This window comes from Pseudomonas cerasi (assembly GCF_900074915.1).
GTDB lineage: Bacteria > Pseudomonadota > Gammaproteobacteria > Pseudomonadales > Pseudomonadaceae > Aquipseudomonas > Aquipseudomonas cerasi.
The window spans coordinates 2,165,717-2,180,112 of record NZ_LT222319.1 but is presented as its reverse complement, the minus strand read 5'-3'; the positions used below and the strand labels follow the sequence as shown (position 1 = coordinate 2,180,112).

General features: G+C 59.1%; 12 protein-coding genes. 4 read left to right on the top strand and 8 right to left on the bottom strand.

Features of this window, described 5'->3' with window-relative positions:
- Nucleotides 1-113: 113 nt before the first annotated feature.
- The 4 genes from PCPL58_RS12485 to PCPL58_RS12470 all read right to left on the bottom strand — a co-directional run bounded on the left by PCPL58_RS12485 (nucleotide 114) and on the right by PCPL58_RS12470 (nucleotide 4,928).
- Nucleotides 114-350: a DUF1653 domain-containing protein gene (locus PCPL58_RS12485; RefSeq protein ID WP_003370499.1), complete on the bottom strand. Its 237-nt coding sequence runs from the start codon at nucleotides 348-350 to the stop codon at nucleotides 114-116.
- 102 nt (nucleotides 351-452) lie between these two features.
- Complete coding sequence (gene fadA / locus PCPL58_RS12480; RefSeq protein WP_065349523.1) at nucleotides 453-1,628, bottom strand: acetyl-CoA C-acyltransferase FadA; 1,176 nt, start codon at nucleotides 1,626-1,628, stop codon at nucleotides 453-455.
- A gap of 4 nt (nucleotides 1,629-1,632) precedes the next feature.
- Entirely contained in the window at nucleotides 1,633-3,798 is a 2,166-nt protein-coding gene (gene fadB, locus PCPL58_RS12475; protein WP_065349522.1) for a fatty acid oxidation complex subunit alpha FadB, read from the bottom strand.
- 692 nt (nucleotides 3,799-4,490) lie between these two features.
- Nucleotides 4,491-4,928, bottom strand: coding sequence for a hypothetical protein (locus tag PCPL58_RS12470; RefSeq protein ID WP_042930839.1), 438 nt, complete (start codon nucleotides 4,926-4,928; stop codon nucleotides 4,491-4,493).
- Nucleotides 4,929-5,058: 130 nt separating this feature from the next.
- Between PCPL58_RS12470 and PCPL58_RS12465 the strand changes: the two genes are divergently transcribed.
- Nucleotides 5,059-5,526: a universal stress protein gene (locus tag PCPL58_RS12465; protein ID WP_003370492.1), complete on the top strand. Its 468-nt coding sequence runs from the start codon at nucleotides 5,059-5,061 to the stop codon at nucleotides 5,524-5,526.
- Between the two features lie 69 nt (nucleotides 5,527-5,595).
- Here the strand turns inward: PCPL58_RS12465 and PCPL58_RS12460 are convergent, their stop codons facing one another.
- The gene (locus PCPL58_RS12460) at nucleotides 5,596-7,506 is read right to left on the bottom strand and encodes an ATP-binding cassette domain-containing protein (protein WP_065351041.1); all 1,911 of its coding nucleotides are present in this window, start codon (nucleotides 7,504-7,506) and stop codon (nucleotides 5,596-5,598) included.
- A 204-nt stretch (nucleotides 7,507-7,710) separates the two neighbouring features.
- Between PCPL58_RS12460 and PCPL58_RS12455 the strand changes: the two genes are divergently transcribed.
- Nucleotides 7,711-9,639 carry a transglycosylase SLT domain-containing protein gene (locus PCPL58_RS12455; RefSeq protein WP_065349521.1) on the top strand — a complete coding sequence of 643 codons (1,929 nt, stop codon included), beginning with the start codon at nucleotides 7,711-7,713 and terminating at the stop codon, nucleotides 9,637-9,639.
- A gap of 59 nt (nucleotides 9,640-9,698) precedes the next feature.
- Here PCPL58_RS12455 and PCPL58_RS12450 read toward each other — a convergent pair whose 3' ends face one another.
- Together PCPL58_RS12450 and PCPL58_RS12445 are read right to left on the bottom strand one after the other, a co-directional pair.
- Entirely contained in the window at nucleotides 9,699-10,508 is an 810-nt protein-coding gene (locus PCPL58_RS12450) for an MOSC domain-containing protein (RefSeq protein WP_065349520.1), read from the bottom strand.
- Nucleotides 10,509-10,610: 102 nt separating this feature from the next.
- Nucleotides 10,611-11,537 carry a chemotaxis protein CheV gene (locus PCPL58_RS12445; protein ID WP_003315817.1) on the bottom strand — a complete coding sequence of 309 codons (927 nt, stop codon included), beginning with the start codon at nucleotides 11,535-11,537 and terminating at the stop codon, nucleotides 10,611-10,613.
- Between the two features lie 450 nt (nucleotides 11,538-11,987).
- On the opposite strand from PCPL58_RS12445, the gene PCPL58_RS12440 reads away from it, so the two are divergent.
- A complete protein-coding gene (locus tag PCPL58_RS12440; protein WP_003370480.1) occupies nucleotides 11,988-12,419 on the top strand; it encodes a hypothetical protein in 432 nt (143 codons plus the stop codon).
- A 166-nt stretch (nucleotides 12,420-12,585) separates the two neighbouring features.
- A complete protein-coding gene (locus tag PCPL58_RS12435; protein ID WP_065349519.1) occupies nucleotides 12,586-13,248 on the top strand; it encodes a response regulator in 663 nt (220 codons plus the stop codon).
- On the opposite strand, the gene yegS is transcribed toward PCPL58_RS12435, so the two are convergent.
- On the bottom strand, nucleotides 13,232-14,149 hold the full coding sequence (gene yegS, locus PCPL58_RS12430) for a lipid kinase YegS (RefSeq protein ID WP_003436337.1): 918 nt from the start codon (nucleotides 14,147-14,149) through the stop codon (nucleotides 13,232-13,234). The two genes, PCPL58_RS12435 and yegS, sit on opposite strands and share 17 nt — an antisense overlap.
- Nucleotides 14,150-14,396: the final 247 nt, after the last annotated feature.

The window sequence follows — 14,396 nt, the reverse complement described above, 5'->3', positions numbered from 1 at the left end:
GGATCAGAAAATTCCTGAATACTAGATGAAAGACAGTGAGGAGCTTGTAAAGGCCACGCTGTATATAGTGGCTACAAGGTGAGGTCAAGCACAGCCTGTTGTGCAATCGCCTCTCACGTTCGGGAAAACAGGCTGGGTTCAGCCTCAATCAGAGCAAAGCGCGGGACGTGCTCGCCGTCAACCTCGACCGACTCCAGAAACATGCTCAAGGGACGTACCCACATGCCGAAATCGCCGTACAAAGCCTGATAGAACACGACTTCCTCTTCGGTTTCGGAATGTTTTGCAACGCTGAAAACCCGGTAGTGCGGGCCCTTGTAATGGCGATAGAGCCCTGGCTGCAATTGCATGTCGCGGTCCTCTTGTAACACGTCCAGAAAATTTGCCTGAAACCATTTTTCCAAAAAACAAAAGCCGGGGCACCAAGCCCCGGCTCGCATCACACTCGGGAATCAGACGCGTTCGAAAACGGTCGCGATGCCCTGACCCAGACCAATACACATGGTCGACACACCGAAGGTGCCGCCATTTTGCTTCATGACATTGAGCAAAGTGCCGGAGATGCGTGCACCGGAACACCCGAAAGGATGCCCCAGAGCGATGGCGCCGCCGTGCAGGTTAACCTTCTCGTTCATCTTGTCGAGCACTTTCAAATCTTTCAACACCGGCAAGGCCTGTGCAGCGAAGGCTTCGTTGAGCTCGAAGAAGTCGATATCGGCAATACTCAGACCAGCGCGCTTGAGCGCTTTCTGAGTGGCCGGAACCGGACCATAACCCATGATTGCGGGGTCGACACCGGCCACCGCCATCGAACGAATCACCGCCATCGGCTGGATGCCGAGGTCCTGGGCACGCTGGGCCGACATGACGATCATGCACGACGCACCGTCGGTGATCTGCGAAGACGTACCGGCAGTCACGGTGCCACCTTTTGGATTGAAGGCAGGCTTGAGTGCCGCCAGACTTTCCAGGGTGGTGTCCGGACGAATAGTCTCATCGTAGTCGAAGACCTTGAGGAAATCGTTCTCGTCATAGCCCTGCATCGGGATGATCTCGTCCTTGAACTTGCCTTCCAGCGTTGCCTTGTGCGCCAGCTGGTGGGAACGCAGGCCGAAAGCGTCCTGCTGCTCGCGGGTGATGCCGTGCATTTTCCCGAGCATTTCAGCGGTCAGGCCCATCATGCCGGAGGCCTTGGCGGCGTGCAGGGACATGTGCGGGTTCGGGTCGACGCCATGCATCATGCTGACATGCCCCATGTGCTCGACACCGCCGATGACGAACACGTCACCGTTGTTGGTCATGATTGCCTGAGCAGCCGTGTGCAGCGCGCTCATGGACGAACCACAAAGACGGCTGACCGTCTGGGCGGCCGAGGTGTGCGGGATCTGGGTCAGCAATGACGCCATGCGCGCGATGTTCCAGCCCTGCTCCAGGGTCTGGTTGACGCAGCCCCAAATCACATCCTCGACTTCGGCCGGATCGACCTTGTTGTTGCGCTCGAGCAACTTGCTGATCAGGTGCGCGGACATATCTTCAGCGCGGGTGTTGCGGTGCATGCCGCCCTTGGAGCGGCCCATAGGGGTGCGACCGAAGTCGACAATCACGACGTCTCTTGGATTAAGGCTCATTGGTTCATTCCTCGGAAGACGCTTGACCGAAGAAGCTCTGGCCATTGGCGGCCATCTCACGCAGCTTCGCGGTCGGTTGATGCAGGGCACCCAGTTCGGCGTATTGGTCAGCCAGGGCAACGAATTCGGCAACACCGATGGAATCGATGTAGCGCAGCGCGCCGCCTCGGAACGGAGGGAAGCCGATACCGTAGATCAGGCCCATGTCAGCCTCGGCAGCGGTTTCGACAATGCCGTCTTCCAGGCAGCGGACCGTTTCCAGGCACAGCGGGATCATCATCCAGTTGACGATGTCGTCATCGCTGACCTCGCGTTGCTCGTAGACAATCGGCTTGAGCACGTCCAGCACCGCCGGGTCATTGACCTTCTTGGGCTTGCCCTTCTTGTCGGTCTCGTACGCGTAGAAACCCTTGCCATTCTTCTGCCCGAGGCGCTTGGCATCGTACAGAGCGTCGATCGCAGAGCGGCGATCGTCCTTCATGCGATCAGGGAAGCCTTCGGCCATGACATCACGTCCGTGGTGTCCGGTGTCGATACCGACCACGTCCATCAGATAGGCAGGACCCATCGGCCAGCCGAATTTCTCCATGACCTTGTCGATGCGCACAAAATCCACGCCTGCACTGACCAGTCTGGCGAAACCACCGAAATACGGGAACAGTACACGATTGACGAGGAAGCCCGGGCAATCGTTGACCACGATCGGGTTCTTACCCATTTTCTTGGCGTAGGCAACGGTCGTGGCGACCGCTTCTTCACTGGATTTCTCGCCACGGATCACTTCCACCAGCGGCATCATGTGTACCGGGTTGAAGAAGTGCATGCCGACGAAGTTTTCCGGGCGCTTGAGGGCCTGGGCCAGCAGGCTGATCGAGATGGTCGAGGTGTTGGACGCCAGAATGGTGTTTTCACCCACATTGGCTTCGACTTCGGCCAGTACCGCCTGCTTGACCTTGGGATTCTCGACGACTGCTTCGACGACCAGATCGACGTTACCGAAATCGCCGTAGGACAGCGTAGGACGAATGGCGTTAAGCGCTTCGGCCATCTTCGCAGCGGTCAGACGACCTTTCTCCAGACGACCGCCAAGCAGTTTGGACGCTTCGTTCAGACCCAGTTGAATGGCTTCTTCGCGAATATCCTTCATCAGGATCGGCGTGCCTTTGACTGCCGACTGATAGGCAATACCGCCGCCCATGATCCCGGCGCCCAGTACGGCAGCCTGTTTCACGTCCTTGGCGATTTTGTCGTAGCCCTTGGCTTTCTTTTTCAGCTCCTGATCGTTCAGGAACAGGCCGATCAGGCTCTGCGCAGCAGCAGTCTTGGCCATTTTCACGAAACCGGCAGCTTCGATCTCCAGTGCCTTGTCACGACCGAAGTTGGCGGCTTTCTGGATGGTCTTGATGGCTTCTACCGGGGCCGGATAGTTCGGGCCGGCCTGACCTGCGACAAAGCCTTTTGCGGTTTCGAATGCCATCATCTGCTCGATGGCATTGAGCTTGAGCTTGTCCAGCTTCGGCTGACGCTTGGCCTTGTAATCGAACTCGCCGGAAATGGCGCGCTGGATCAAATCAAGGGCGGCAGCCTGCAGCTTGTCGGGCGCAACCACCGCGTCCACAGCACCAACCTTGAGCGCATCTTCTGCGGCGTTTTCCTTGCCCGAGGCGATCCACTCGATCGCGTTGTCAGCGCCGATAATGCGTGGCAGACGCACGGTGCCGCCAAAACCCGGGTACAGGCCGAGCTTGACCTCGGGCAGACCGACGCGAGCGCTGCTGGCGATGACTCGATAATCTGCGGCCAGGCACATTTCCAGGCCGCCGCCCAGCGCAATACCGTTGATTGCGACGACAGTCGGCAAGTTCAGGTCTTCGAAATCACTGAAAATCCTGTTCGCTTCCAGATTGCCAGCGACCAGTTCAGCTTCCGGCAACTTGAAGTTGTCGACGAATTCGGTGATATCGGCGCCGACAATGAATGAATCTTTGCCACTGGTGACGATCACGCCCTTGACCGATGCGTCGGCCTTGAGCGCGTCGACTGCCTGGCGGAACTCATTGAGGGTGAGACGGTTGAACTTGTTGACGGACTCACCCTTGAGGTCGAAATTCAATTCGACGATGCCACTTTCAAGAGCCTTAACCGTGATGGCTTTACCTTCGTAAATCATCAACTGATCTCCACAATATGGAAGCTGAACAATACCCGCCGGACCTCAATGTCCGACGGGGCTACGACGTCGCCGTCGATGAACACGCCAAATCACACGCTTACCGCCGCGACGTGGTAGTCGGGATTCTGTGAGAGCCCTCTGACGACCAAACGCTCATTTCATACGCCCGTTTGATTTGGGTACGCACACCATCAGGCATAACCACAAGATTGTCAATTCGACAAAACGCCTGAAAATTCGCGTTTTAACAGGAAGATGCCGAGGCCCCATAATGCCCGCTGCAACCTAAGATCTTCCATCATTCGCGGTAATGATAGTGCTCACTTGAATGCCCTGCAGTTGCTGGACGCGGAGCGCGGTAATACGCCGCCACGCCAGGGACGACGGGCCTTTGCATGACAATAATCGCGATGCGTGACAATCGATAAGCGCGGGGAAAATCAGCCAGGAACGCACCGCACGAGGGCACATGCAAAAAATATTTGCAGGAATCGCGACAAAAAGGAGCAAAAGGTCTAGAGTCGCAGCACTGCGCCACAAGAGGCTCGCAATGCAGCTGATTTGCGGGTGCGCAACAGCGAAAGCCGACATGGCAGCGAAAGCCTGTCGGCACGCGACGAATTATCGGCCTGCCTGGCCAACCCCGGCCCGATGTTGTTATCGGGCTTTTTAATGCCTGCGATTCAGGGTCAGGCCAGCGCCCTGAGCACCGCATCAATACGCTGTAACACTTCTGCCTCGCCCCGCTCGGCCCAGTACACCGCAATCAGTTGCCCGTCAGCCTCGACCTTGTAGGCATCCACGGGCAACGTTTGCAGGTGGGGCAGCAGCCTCGCGTCCTCGCAAGGCTCGCGCCAGCGGTTAAGCCATACGCCCGGTCCGCTTTGCCAGTACACCCAGGTATCTGCATGCGAGCCCAGACGCGGACGATGGTACTGCGCGCAAGGGCTGGGCGGCTCTTTGCTCAGCCAGTGCGGCCACTCCTGCGGGGTCAGTTGCATGCCCATGCCCAGCCGCCGCGCCTGCATGCGCAACGCCATCCTGCCGCTTTGCTGGCGCGAGGGACGTAACCACACCAGCGGACTCAGCATTACACCAATGATTGACAGGACTATCCAGACCGTCATATTTCTTGCCCCCAGCCGATTTCAGGCTCTTTACAACATTCTTGAAAACAATGACTTGCACGGGGGCCTGCCCAGATGCGAACGAAAGAGCCATACTCCCATCATTGCAATTCTCCCGGAGGACACCCTCATGCCATACAAACACGTTCTGGTTGCCATCGACCTCACCGATGAGTGTGAATCGGTCATCCACCGCGCCAGCATGCTGGCCAAAGACAGCGGCGCGAAGCTGTCGATCGTGCACATCGTCGAACCCATGGCAATGGCCTTTGGCGGTGATGTACCCATGGACCTGTCGCAGTTGCAGCAGCAGCAATTCGACCAGGCCAAGGAAAAACTCAAGAAAGTACAGGACTCGCTCAAGCTAAGATTCCCGCTGCTCAACGAAGGCGAAAGCCATCTTGTGTATGGCCAGCCGCGTCAGGAAATCCATCAATTGGCCAAGAACAAGGGTTGCGACGTAATCGTTGTCGGCAGCCACGGCCGCCATGGCCTGGCCCTGCTGCTAGGCTCGACCACCAACGACGTCGTGCATGGCGCGCCCTGTGACGTACTGGCCGTACGCCTCAACAAACAGGAAGACAAGAAGCCTGAATAATCCCGGGCCCGCTATAGCAAAAAGCCCGGTGACCCGGGCTTTTCCTGCAACCTGAGACGCGCCGGACGATCACTCGTCCAGTTCGGCCCAACGCTCCAGCAGCTTGTCCAGTTCGGCCTGCAGGTTTTCCAGCTGCGCCAGCACGGCTGCAGTCTGCTCGGACGAGCGCCGGTAGAAGCCCGGCTCGGCCATTTCCGCGTTCAGCGCGGCCATCTTGCCTTCGACTTCATCGATCTGCGCAGGCAATGCCTCCAGCTCACGCTGAAGCTTGTAGCTGAGCTTCTTCTTCGCCACCGGCATGTCCTGAGCGGCAACCGATGCGGCCTGCACCACAGCGCTGGCCAGCTCGGCCTTGCCCGACTTGGTGTCGGCGACGCCCAGCAGACGCGGTGACCCGCCCTGACGCAGCCAGTCCTGATAACCACCCACGTACTCGCGAACCTTGCCTTCGCCTTCGAACACCAGCGTACTGGTGACGACGTTGTCGAGGAATGCCCGGTCGTGACTGACCATCAGCACAGTGCCTTTGAAGGTCAGCAGAACATCTTCGAGCAGCTCCAGGGTTTCGACGTCCAGGTCGTTGGTGGGTTCGTCGAGCACCAGCAGGTTGGCTGGCTTGCTGAACAGCTTGGCCAGCAACAGACGGGCACGCTCGCCACCGGACAGCGCCTTGACCGGCGTGCGGGCACGCTGCGGGCTGAACAGGAAGTCGCCGAGGTAGCTCAGCACATGACGGCTCTGGCCATCGATATCGATGAAATCACGTCCCTCGGCAACGTTGTCGATTACGGTCTTTTCCAGATCGAGCTGGTGACGCAACTGGTCGAAATAGGCCACATCCAGACGCGTACCGACTTCAACCTTGCCTGCGGTTGGCTGCAGGTTGTCGAGCATCAGCTTGAGCAGCGTGGTCTTGCCGGTACCGTTGGCGCCGAGCAGACCGATACGGTCCTCGCGCTGCAGGACCATGGAGAAATCCTTGATCAGGGTCGGCCCGCCCGGATGGGCGAAGCTGACGTTATCGAGCACCATGACCTGCTTGCCGGACTTCTCGGCAGTGTCGAGCTGAATGTTGGCCTTGCCGGTACGCTCACGACGCTCGCTGCGCTCTACGCGCAGCTCCTTGAGCGCACGCACGCGACCTTCGTTACGGGTGCGACGAGCCTTGATGCCCTGGCGGATCCAGACTTCTTCCTGGGCCAGACGCTTGTCGAACAGCGCGTTGGCGGTTTCTTCGGCAGCCAGCGCAGCTTCCTTGTGGACCAGAAAACTGGCGTAGTCGCCATCCCAGTCGATCAGGCCGCCGCGGTCCAGTTCAAGGATGCGGGTCGCAAGGTTTTGCAGGAATGCCCGGTCGTGCGTGATGAACAGCACTGCACCCTGGAAATCCTTGAGGGCTTCTTCAAGCCAGGCGATGGCGCCGATATCCAGGTGGTTGGTCGGCTCGTCGAGCAACAGCAGGTCCGGCTCGGACACCAACGCCTGGGCCAGCAGAACACGACGACGCCAGCCACCGGACAGTTCGGCCAGGGTCTTGTCGGCAGGCAACTGCAAGCGGCTGAGAGTGCTCTCGACCAACTGCTGCAGGCGCCAGCCATCACGGGCTTCGAGGTCCTGCTGAACATGCATCAGCTTGTTCAGGTCTTCCTCGGTGACGCAGTTCTGCGCCAGGTGGTGGTACTCGGCCAGCAAGGCACCGACGCCATCCAGACCTTCGGCCACCACATCGAACACAGTCCGTCCGTCGGCTACCGGCAATTCCTGGGGCAATTCGCCGATCTTGAGGCCGGGCGCACGCCAGACAGCCCCGTCATCAAGCTTCTGAACGCCTTTTACCAGCTTCAACATGCTGGATTTGCCTGTGCCGTTACGGCCGATGATGCACACCCGCTCGCCACGGGCGATCTGCCAGGACACCTTGTCCAATAACGGCATGGCGCCGAAAGCAAGGGACACATCGCTGAATTTGAGCAGGGTCATGAGCTTCTCCAAAAACCGGGCGCGCATTCTACCTGAGATAGCAGGCAGATGTCGGCATTCATGGCACCGCTGCGCGCCTCGACAAGACTTTATGACCGCCAATTATTTCCATATGAGACAAGCTCGTCGGCAATGCTTTCACCAAGAGCTGGCAAAAGGCTAAGCTAGCAATACTTTTCACCGACTCATCTGCTCGGAAGTCTCATGCGCAGTCGTTTGTTCAGCTTTTTATCGTGCCTGCTCCTCTCCACCACCGCCGTCCAGACTGCTCATGCGGTAGACCTCAACCAACAACGCAAGTATTACGACGAAGCAAAGCGCGCACTGGCCAAGGGCGATTCCGGCCCCTACCAGATGTACGCCACAGCCCTGGCCGACTATCCGCTGGAGCCTTACCTCGAATACGACGAACTGACGGCGCGCCTGAAAACGGCAAGCAATCCCGAAATCGAGAAGTTCCTTGCCGAGCACGGCGACCTGCCGCAAGCCAACTGGATGAAGCTGCGCTGGTTGCGCTGGCTGGCCGAGCGTGGCGACTGGCAAACCTTCGTCAAGTATTACGACCCGAAAATGAAGTTCGTCGAGCTGGACTGCCTGTACGGGCAGTACCAATTGAACAACAACAAACGCGCCGAAGGCTTCGCCAGTGCTGAAAAGCTCTGGATGACCGGCAAGACATTACCCGCAGCCTGTGACGGTTTCTTTGCCCAGTGGGCGGCCGCCGGCCAGCTGACCGAACAGAAGCGCTGGCAGCGCGCCAAGCTGGCGGCGCAGACGCGTAATTACAGTCTGGCCAGCACGCTGGTGGACAGCCTCAACTCGCTGGCACCGCAAGGACGCCTGCTACTGGCTGTCGCGCAGAAACCGGAGATGGTCAACAACCCGTCGCAATTTGCCCCGGTAGACGAAGCGATGTCCGACGTGGTCGGTCTCGGCCTGCGTCGGCTCGCCAAGCAGGACCCGCAGAAAGCCCTGTCGATGCTCGATGGCTACGCCGTGACCATGCATTTCTCCCGCGAAGAGCAGGTCGAGATTGCCAAGGAAATCGGCCTGACCCTGGCGCGTCGTTATGACGACCGCGCACTGGAGGTCATGACCAAATATGACCCCGAATTGCGTGACGACACCGTGACCGAATGGCGCCTGCGCCTGTTGCTGCGCTTGGGTCGCTGGGAAGACGCCTATGAGCTCGCGAGGCGGCTGCCCAAGGATCTGGCGGCGACCAATCGCTGGCGTTACTGGGAAGCCCGCTCTCTGGAACTGGCGCAACCCAACAGCCCGCTGATTGCTGCGCTGTACAAGGATGTCGCCAAGGAGCGTGACTTCTACGGCTTTCTGGCTGCCGATCGCACCCAGAGCCCGTACCAGCTCAACAATAAGCCGCTGGTGCTGAGCCAGGCGCTGATCAACAAGGTACGCAACACGCCGGGCGTGCGTCGCGCACTGGAGTTTCATGATCGCGGCGAGATCGTCAACGGTCGGCGTGAGTGGTATCACGTGAGCCGCCTTTTCAATCGTGACGAGATGGTGGCCCAGGCCAAGCTGGCCTACGACATGCAGTGGTATTTCCCGGCAATCCGCACCATCAGCCAGGCGCAATACTGGGACGATCTGGATATTCGCTTCCCGATGGCGCACCGCGGCACGCTGGTACGCGAAGCCAAGGTGCGCGGCCTGCATTCGAGCTGGGTGTTCGCCATCACGCGTCAGGAAAGCGCCTTCATGGATGATGCCCGCTCGGGCGTCGGTGCCAGCGGGCTGATGCAATTGATGCCTGCCACCGCCAAGGAGACCGCGCGCAAGTACAGCATCCCGCTGGCCTCGCCTCAGCAGGTGCTCGACCCGGACACCAACATCCAGTTGGGCGCCGCCTACCTGAGCTCGGTGCATGCGCAGTTCAACGGCAACCGGGTGCTCGCCTCAGCGGCCTACAACGCAGGCCCGGGGCGCGTGCGCCAATGGCTTAAAGGTGCCAATCATCTGGCCTTCGATGTCTGGGTAGAGAGCATTCCGTTCGATGAAACCCGTCAGTACGTGCAAAACGTATTGTCGTACTCGGTGATCTACGGCCAGAAGCTCAACTCGCCGCAGCCTCTGGTGGACTGGCACGAACGGTTTTTCGACGACCAGTGACCGGTGTCGGCAGGAGTGCTGCGCACAGCACTCCTGCCGGACAATAGCGCTGCCCGCCCCTACTCCAGCACTTCGACGGACATGCCCACTTCAAGCTCGCCCAACCCCTCGTTGACCACGTTCTGACCGAACAGCACGTTGCCTTCCACTTCCCGATAAGTCTTGAGCGTGGCAAACGGTTCGCGATCTGCACTGCGCTCGCCGGTTGCCGGGTCGACAGTGGTCAGGATGCAGCGTGCGCAAGGCGTGAGCAACTGGAACTCGATGTCGCCGATACGGATGCGTTTCCAGCCATCCTCGGCAAAGGCCTCGGCCCCTTCGATCACCAGATTGGGTCTGAAACGCAGCATTTCCATCGGCCTGCCCATGCGCGCTGACAGGTCATCGAGCGATCCCTGGCCGATCAGCAGCAATGGAAAACCATCGGCAAAGCTCACCCGGTCGTTGACCGTCTGGTAGCCGCCAGGGATCCAGCGCGCACGCTCCGCTGGCAGGTAGACCATGCGCGTGGGCTTGCCGATAAACCGGCTGACCCATTCGCCGGCCTCATCACCCGCATCCGGAACCTGCAGCGAGTCACGCCAGACGGTCACGCCACGCAAATTAGAGTCGATATCCAGCGGAATCGCGACGTCCAGAGGCTCGAAGCCAGGTGCCGAAAGGGTTACACCACCGCTGGCGTTCCACAATACCGACAGTCGGGACATGTGCGGCAGGGCGCGCTGAGTGAAGAATCGGCCATTACTGGCGTCGACCAGCATCCAGCGTCGATCGCCCGCCAACCCCAACGCATCGAACGAGGCGCGCTGCATCGGCTCGGCCTTGCAGGATTTGAGGGGGAAACGATAGAGCGAGCTGAGACGTAACATGTGCGCCGATTCCTTTGGGGGCTGGATAAGCTTTGATGCAGACAGCAAAGCTTATCCGAAGCCGGAGCCGGCAGCACTCGCGATGAAGAATCGAGCGCGGTGTCAGACAATCATCAAAAGACGTTCGCGCACGACCTCGACCAGCTTGTCGGGCTGGAACTTGGAGAGGAAGTTGTCACAGCCGACCTTCTTGACCATCGATTCGTTGAAGCTGCCGGACAACGAAGTATGCAGGACGATGTACAGACCGCGCAGGCGTGCATCGTTGCGAATCTCAGTGGTCAGACGGTAGCCGTCCATTTCCGGCATTTCCGCATCGGTGAACACCATCAGCAGCTTCTCGTGCACGTTCTCGCCTGCGTCAGCCCAGGCCTTGAGCATGTTCAGCGCCTTGAGGCCGTCGCTGGCGACGTGCAGCTTGAGGCCCAACTGAGACAGCGTATCGCGCAACTGCGCCAGCGCGACCTTGGAATCGTCGACCAGCAACACTTCCCGACCACGGGCATTTTCCAGCACCGGATCTTCAAGCTTCTCGCGGGATACCTTGGCATTGTAAGGCACGATCTCGGCGAGCACTTTTTCAACGTCGATGATCTCTACGAGCTGATCATCGACCTTGCTGATGGCGGTCAGGTAATGCTGACGACCTGCGCTGACCGGCGGTGGCATGATTGCATCCCAGTTCATGTTGACGATACGGTCGACACCGCCAACAAGAAAGGCCTGAACCGACCGGTTGTATTCGGTGACGATGATCGTGCTGCCCGGACCCGGTACCAGTGGGCGCATGCCGATGGCCTGGGAGAGGTCGATCACCGGAAGGGTCTGGCCGCGCAGGTTGACCACACCACACACGAACGAATGGCGTTGCGGCATGAGGGTCAGCTTGGGTAGCTGCAATACTTCCTGGACCTTGAACACGTTGATCGCAAACAACTGCCGACCGGCAAGGCGAAACATGAGGATTTCCAGGCGATTCTCGCCCACCAGTTGTGTGCGCTGATCTACTGTGTCGAGAATGCCTGCCATTATTAGCTCCTGAAGCGATGGTCGCGTTGATTCTGTTGAGCCTGTATCGGCTGAAATCAGCCGGACCTTAATGGCGATGAACGGCCACTCTCAAGCATTGATGTCATTTTACCATCATGCTTTACTGATGTCGCTTTCAACACACACAAATACAGCTTCAAACCCGCGCCGAAAATGCCTCGGCGCCTCTTTGCGCCCAGAGCAAAATCATATATCCGCAAAAAGTCAATCAGGGATAACCTGATATGATCGACATCTAATTGCCACTATTGTGACGGCATTCTCACTACATAAATGGCGTTCGATTTGTGTCCGCGTCCCAATCCCTGCAATCGAGTGGCGCTGGCGACATTCAGAAACGTCCTACATACTTTTGTTTGAAATCGACATTAACTGTCAGCCATTCGCCGCGGGCGGAAGTTCGCTATCCATGATCAGTGGAGACAAAGGATGCTGAGCCACAACGATTGGCAGCACAAGCACGACCAGTTCCTGAGCCTGTCTCAGGCACTTTTGCACAAGTCGGAAGAATGTCTTTCGCATCTGGAGCTGATCCCCAACGACGAGGACGCTACCGGCTGCCTGCTGACAACCCTGCGCAAGCTCGCGCAGGAGGCAGAGGCCGTTCCTGTGCCGTGCATTGCCGATTTTTCCCGCCAGCTGTGCCAGTTGTTGAAAACCGGCAGTCAGACCAACGAGCTTTCCCAGGAAGCCCTGCTGGCCGTCAAGAACTGCCTGACGCTGATGTATTGGCAAGTCGAGCTTCTCGATCCGCTGACCGGCGAATTGACGATGGACGACCACGAACAGCTCGAACTGCTGGAAAAACTGGCCAGCGCCTCCGCGCAATCGGCCTTGCCGAAAGATGCAACCCGCCAATAACGCTCGATCACGCCCGGCCGTTGAGAATCGTATCGCGATGTCATTGAGGCAGCGTTGTCACAGCAGCATTTTCCGTTCATTGTCTTTACTGCTGTTGACATCGTCTTCACGTATGACCAGAGACTGCACACGCGCTTGAGCGGTCCCATTTGCACAAGAAATCACAATGACCTGCAATCTGTTACTGGTCGACGACCACTCCCTTATCAGAGCCGGCGTGCGAGCGCTGGTTGCAGACATGCCCGGATATACCATCGTGGGCGAAACGACTGACGGCGCGCAATTGGCAAACCTTGCGCAGCAGCTCAGGCCCGACATCATCCTGCTCGACATCTGCATGAAAAGTGTCGACGGCCTGGATGCACTCGAGCACCTGCTGCAGGTGCTACCGCACTGCAAGGTATTGATCCTGTCGATGCAGAATGATCCGGACATGATCATGCGTGCACTCGACATCGGCGCGCATGGTTATCTGCTCAAGGACACTACGGCTGCGGAACTCGAACAGGCACTCGGGGCGCTGCGCAGCAACGAGCGCTACCTGAGCCCGGCCATTGCTCAGATGGTCATCGAGTGCGCATTGCGCGGTACACCCTCGGACCGGGCTCAGGCGGCGAAGGAGCGTTATCGCCTGACCGCTCGCCAACTTGAAATCCTGCGCCTGATCGTGCGCGGCAAGTCCACACGCGAGATTGCCGATGGCCTGGGACTCAGCGTCAAGACCATCGAGACTCACCGTGCCCAGGTCATGAAGCGCCTGCAGATATTCGACGTGGCCGGGTTGGTGCTGTTCTGCGTTCGCGAACGGATTATCAGTCTGGACGATTGAGCTCAGGTGCGCCGCTCAGTACCGGCGAATCGGTTGGCAGGTGTACCTGAAGTGCCCCCGGCCGGGCCTCGAAACGCAGGTACTCGCCCGACAGCGGCTCACCGTCCAGATTGATATCCAGGCCCTGGGCGGACTTGAGTTCTACCCACGGCAAACGCGCTCGAACGAACATATTGTCGATGCCCAGCCCGCCTTCCAGAAGACTCCTCAGCGTGCCGACCACTTCCTGAGGCGCCGGCAGGATACTGATGTCGAGCAGACCGTCATCGGCCAGCGCGGTCGGGCACAGCTCGTGTCCACCGCCCGCCTGCCGACCATTGCCGATACCCAGTGCAAGCAGGTCGCCGCGCCAGTGAAAATCCGGCCCGGTGAGCTCGCCGTGGGCCGCATGCAGCTCGCTGAATCGGGTCAGGCCGGTAAACAGGTAGGCAGCGCCACCCAGCACTTTCTTCAGGTCTTCGGACGTGCTGGCCGTGACCTGGCTGCCAAACCCACCGGTCGCCATATTGAGGAACAGCTTGCCGCCGACCTCACCCAGATCGACGGCACGCGGAGCCACGTCCATCAGTTGCAGGGCCCTGGAGACTTCCAGAGGCACGCCAGCCGCACGGGCAAAATCGTTGGCAGTCCCCAGCGGCAGAATAGTCAGGCTGGCCTTGGTTTCGGCCATTGCCAAGGCTTCGGCGATATCGCGCAAGGTGCCGTCGCCACCACCTGCGACGATATGCCGATGACCGGCGGCCAGGGCCTCGCCGACCAGGCGCTGGGCATCGCCGGCTTCCCACGTCAGTCGCACGTCCAGCTCCCAACCCTGCTTGCGCTTGTCTGCCACCGCGTCACGCACGTCTTCGTTGAGTGCCTGTTTACCGTGAAGAATGAGCATTGCCCTGCGTTGTGTCATGACACCTCCTCTGCCGAACCCTACGAATTGAAACCTGCGAGCGACGCTCTTGGTGTAATCGGCGCCCGCATACATTTCGCACGACGCATGACTCTGACCCCGGGCAGCCGGAAAAAGCCCATCCGTTGCGGAAATTTTTTTCACCTCTGCAACAGCTCGCTTGCCCCCGCAGGTACTGGGGAGAACCTCGCAACGGGCTGTCCGGATCAACGCCTGCGTCAGGGCTGAAGCACTTTTGTCCTGTCAC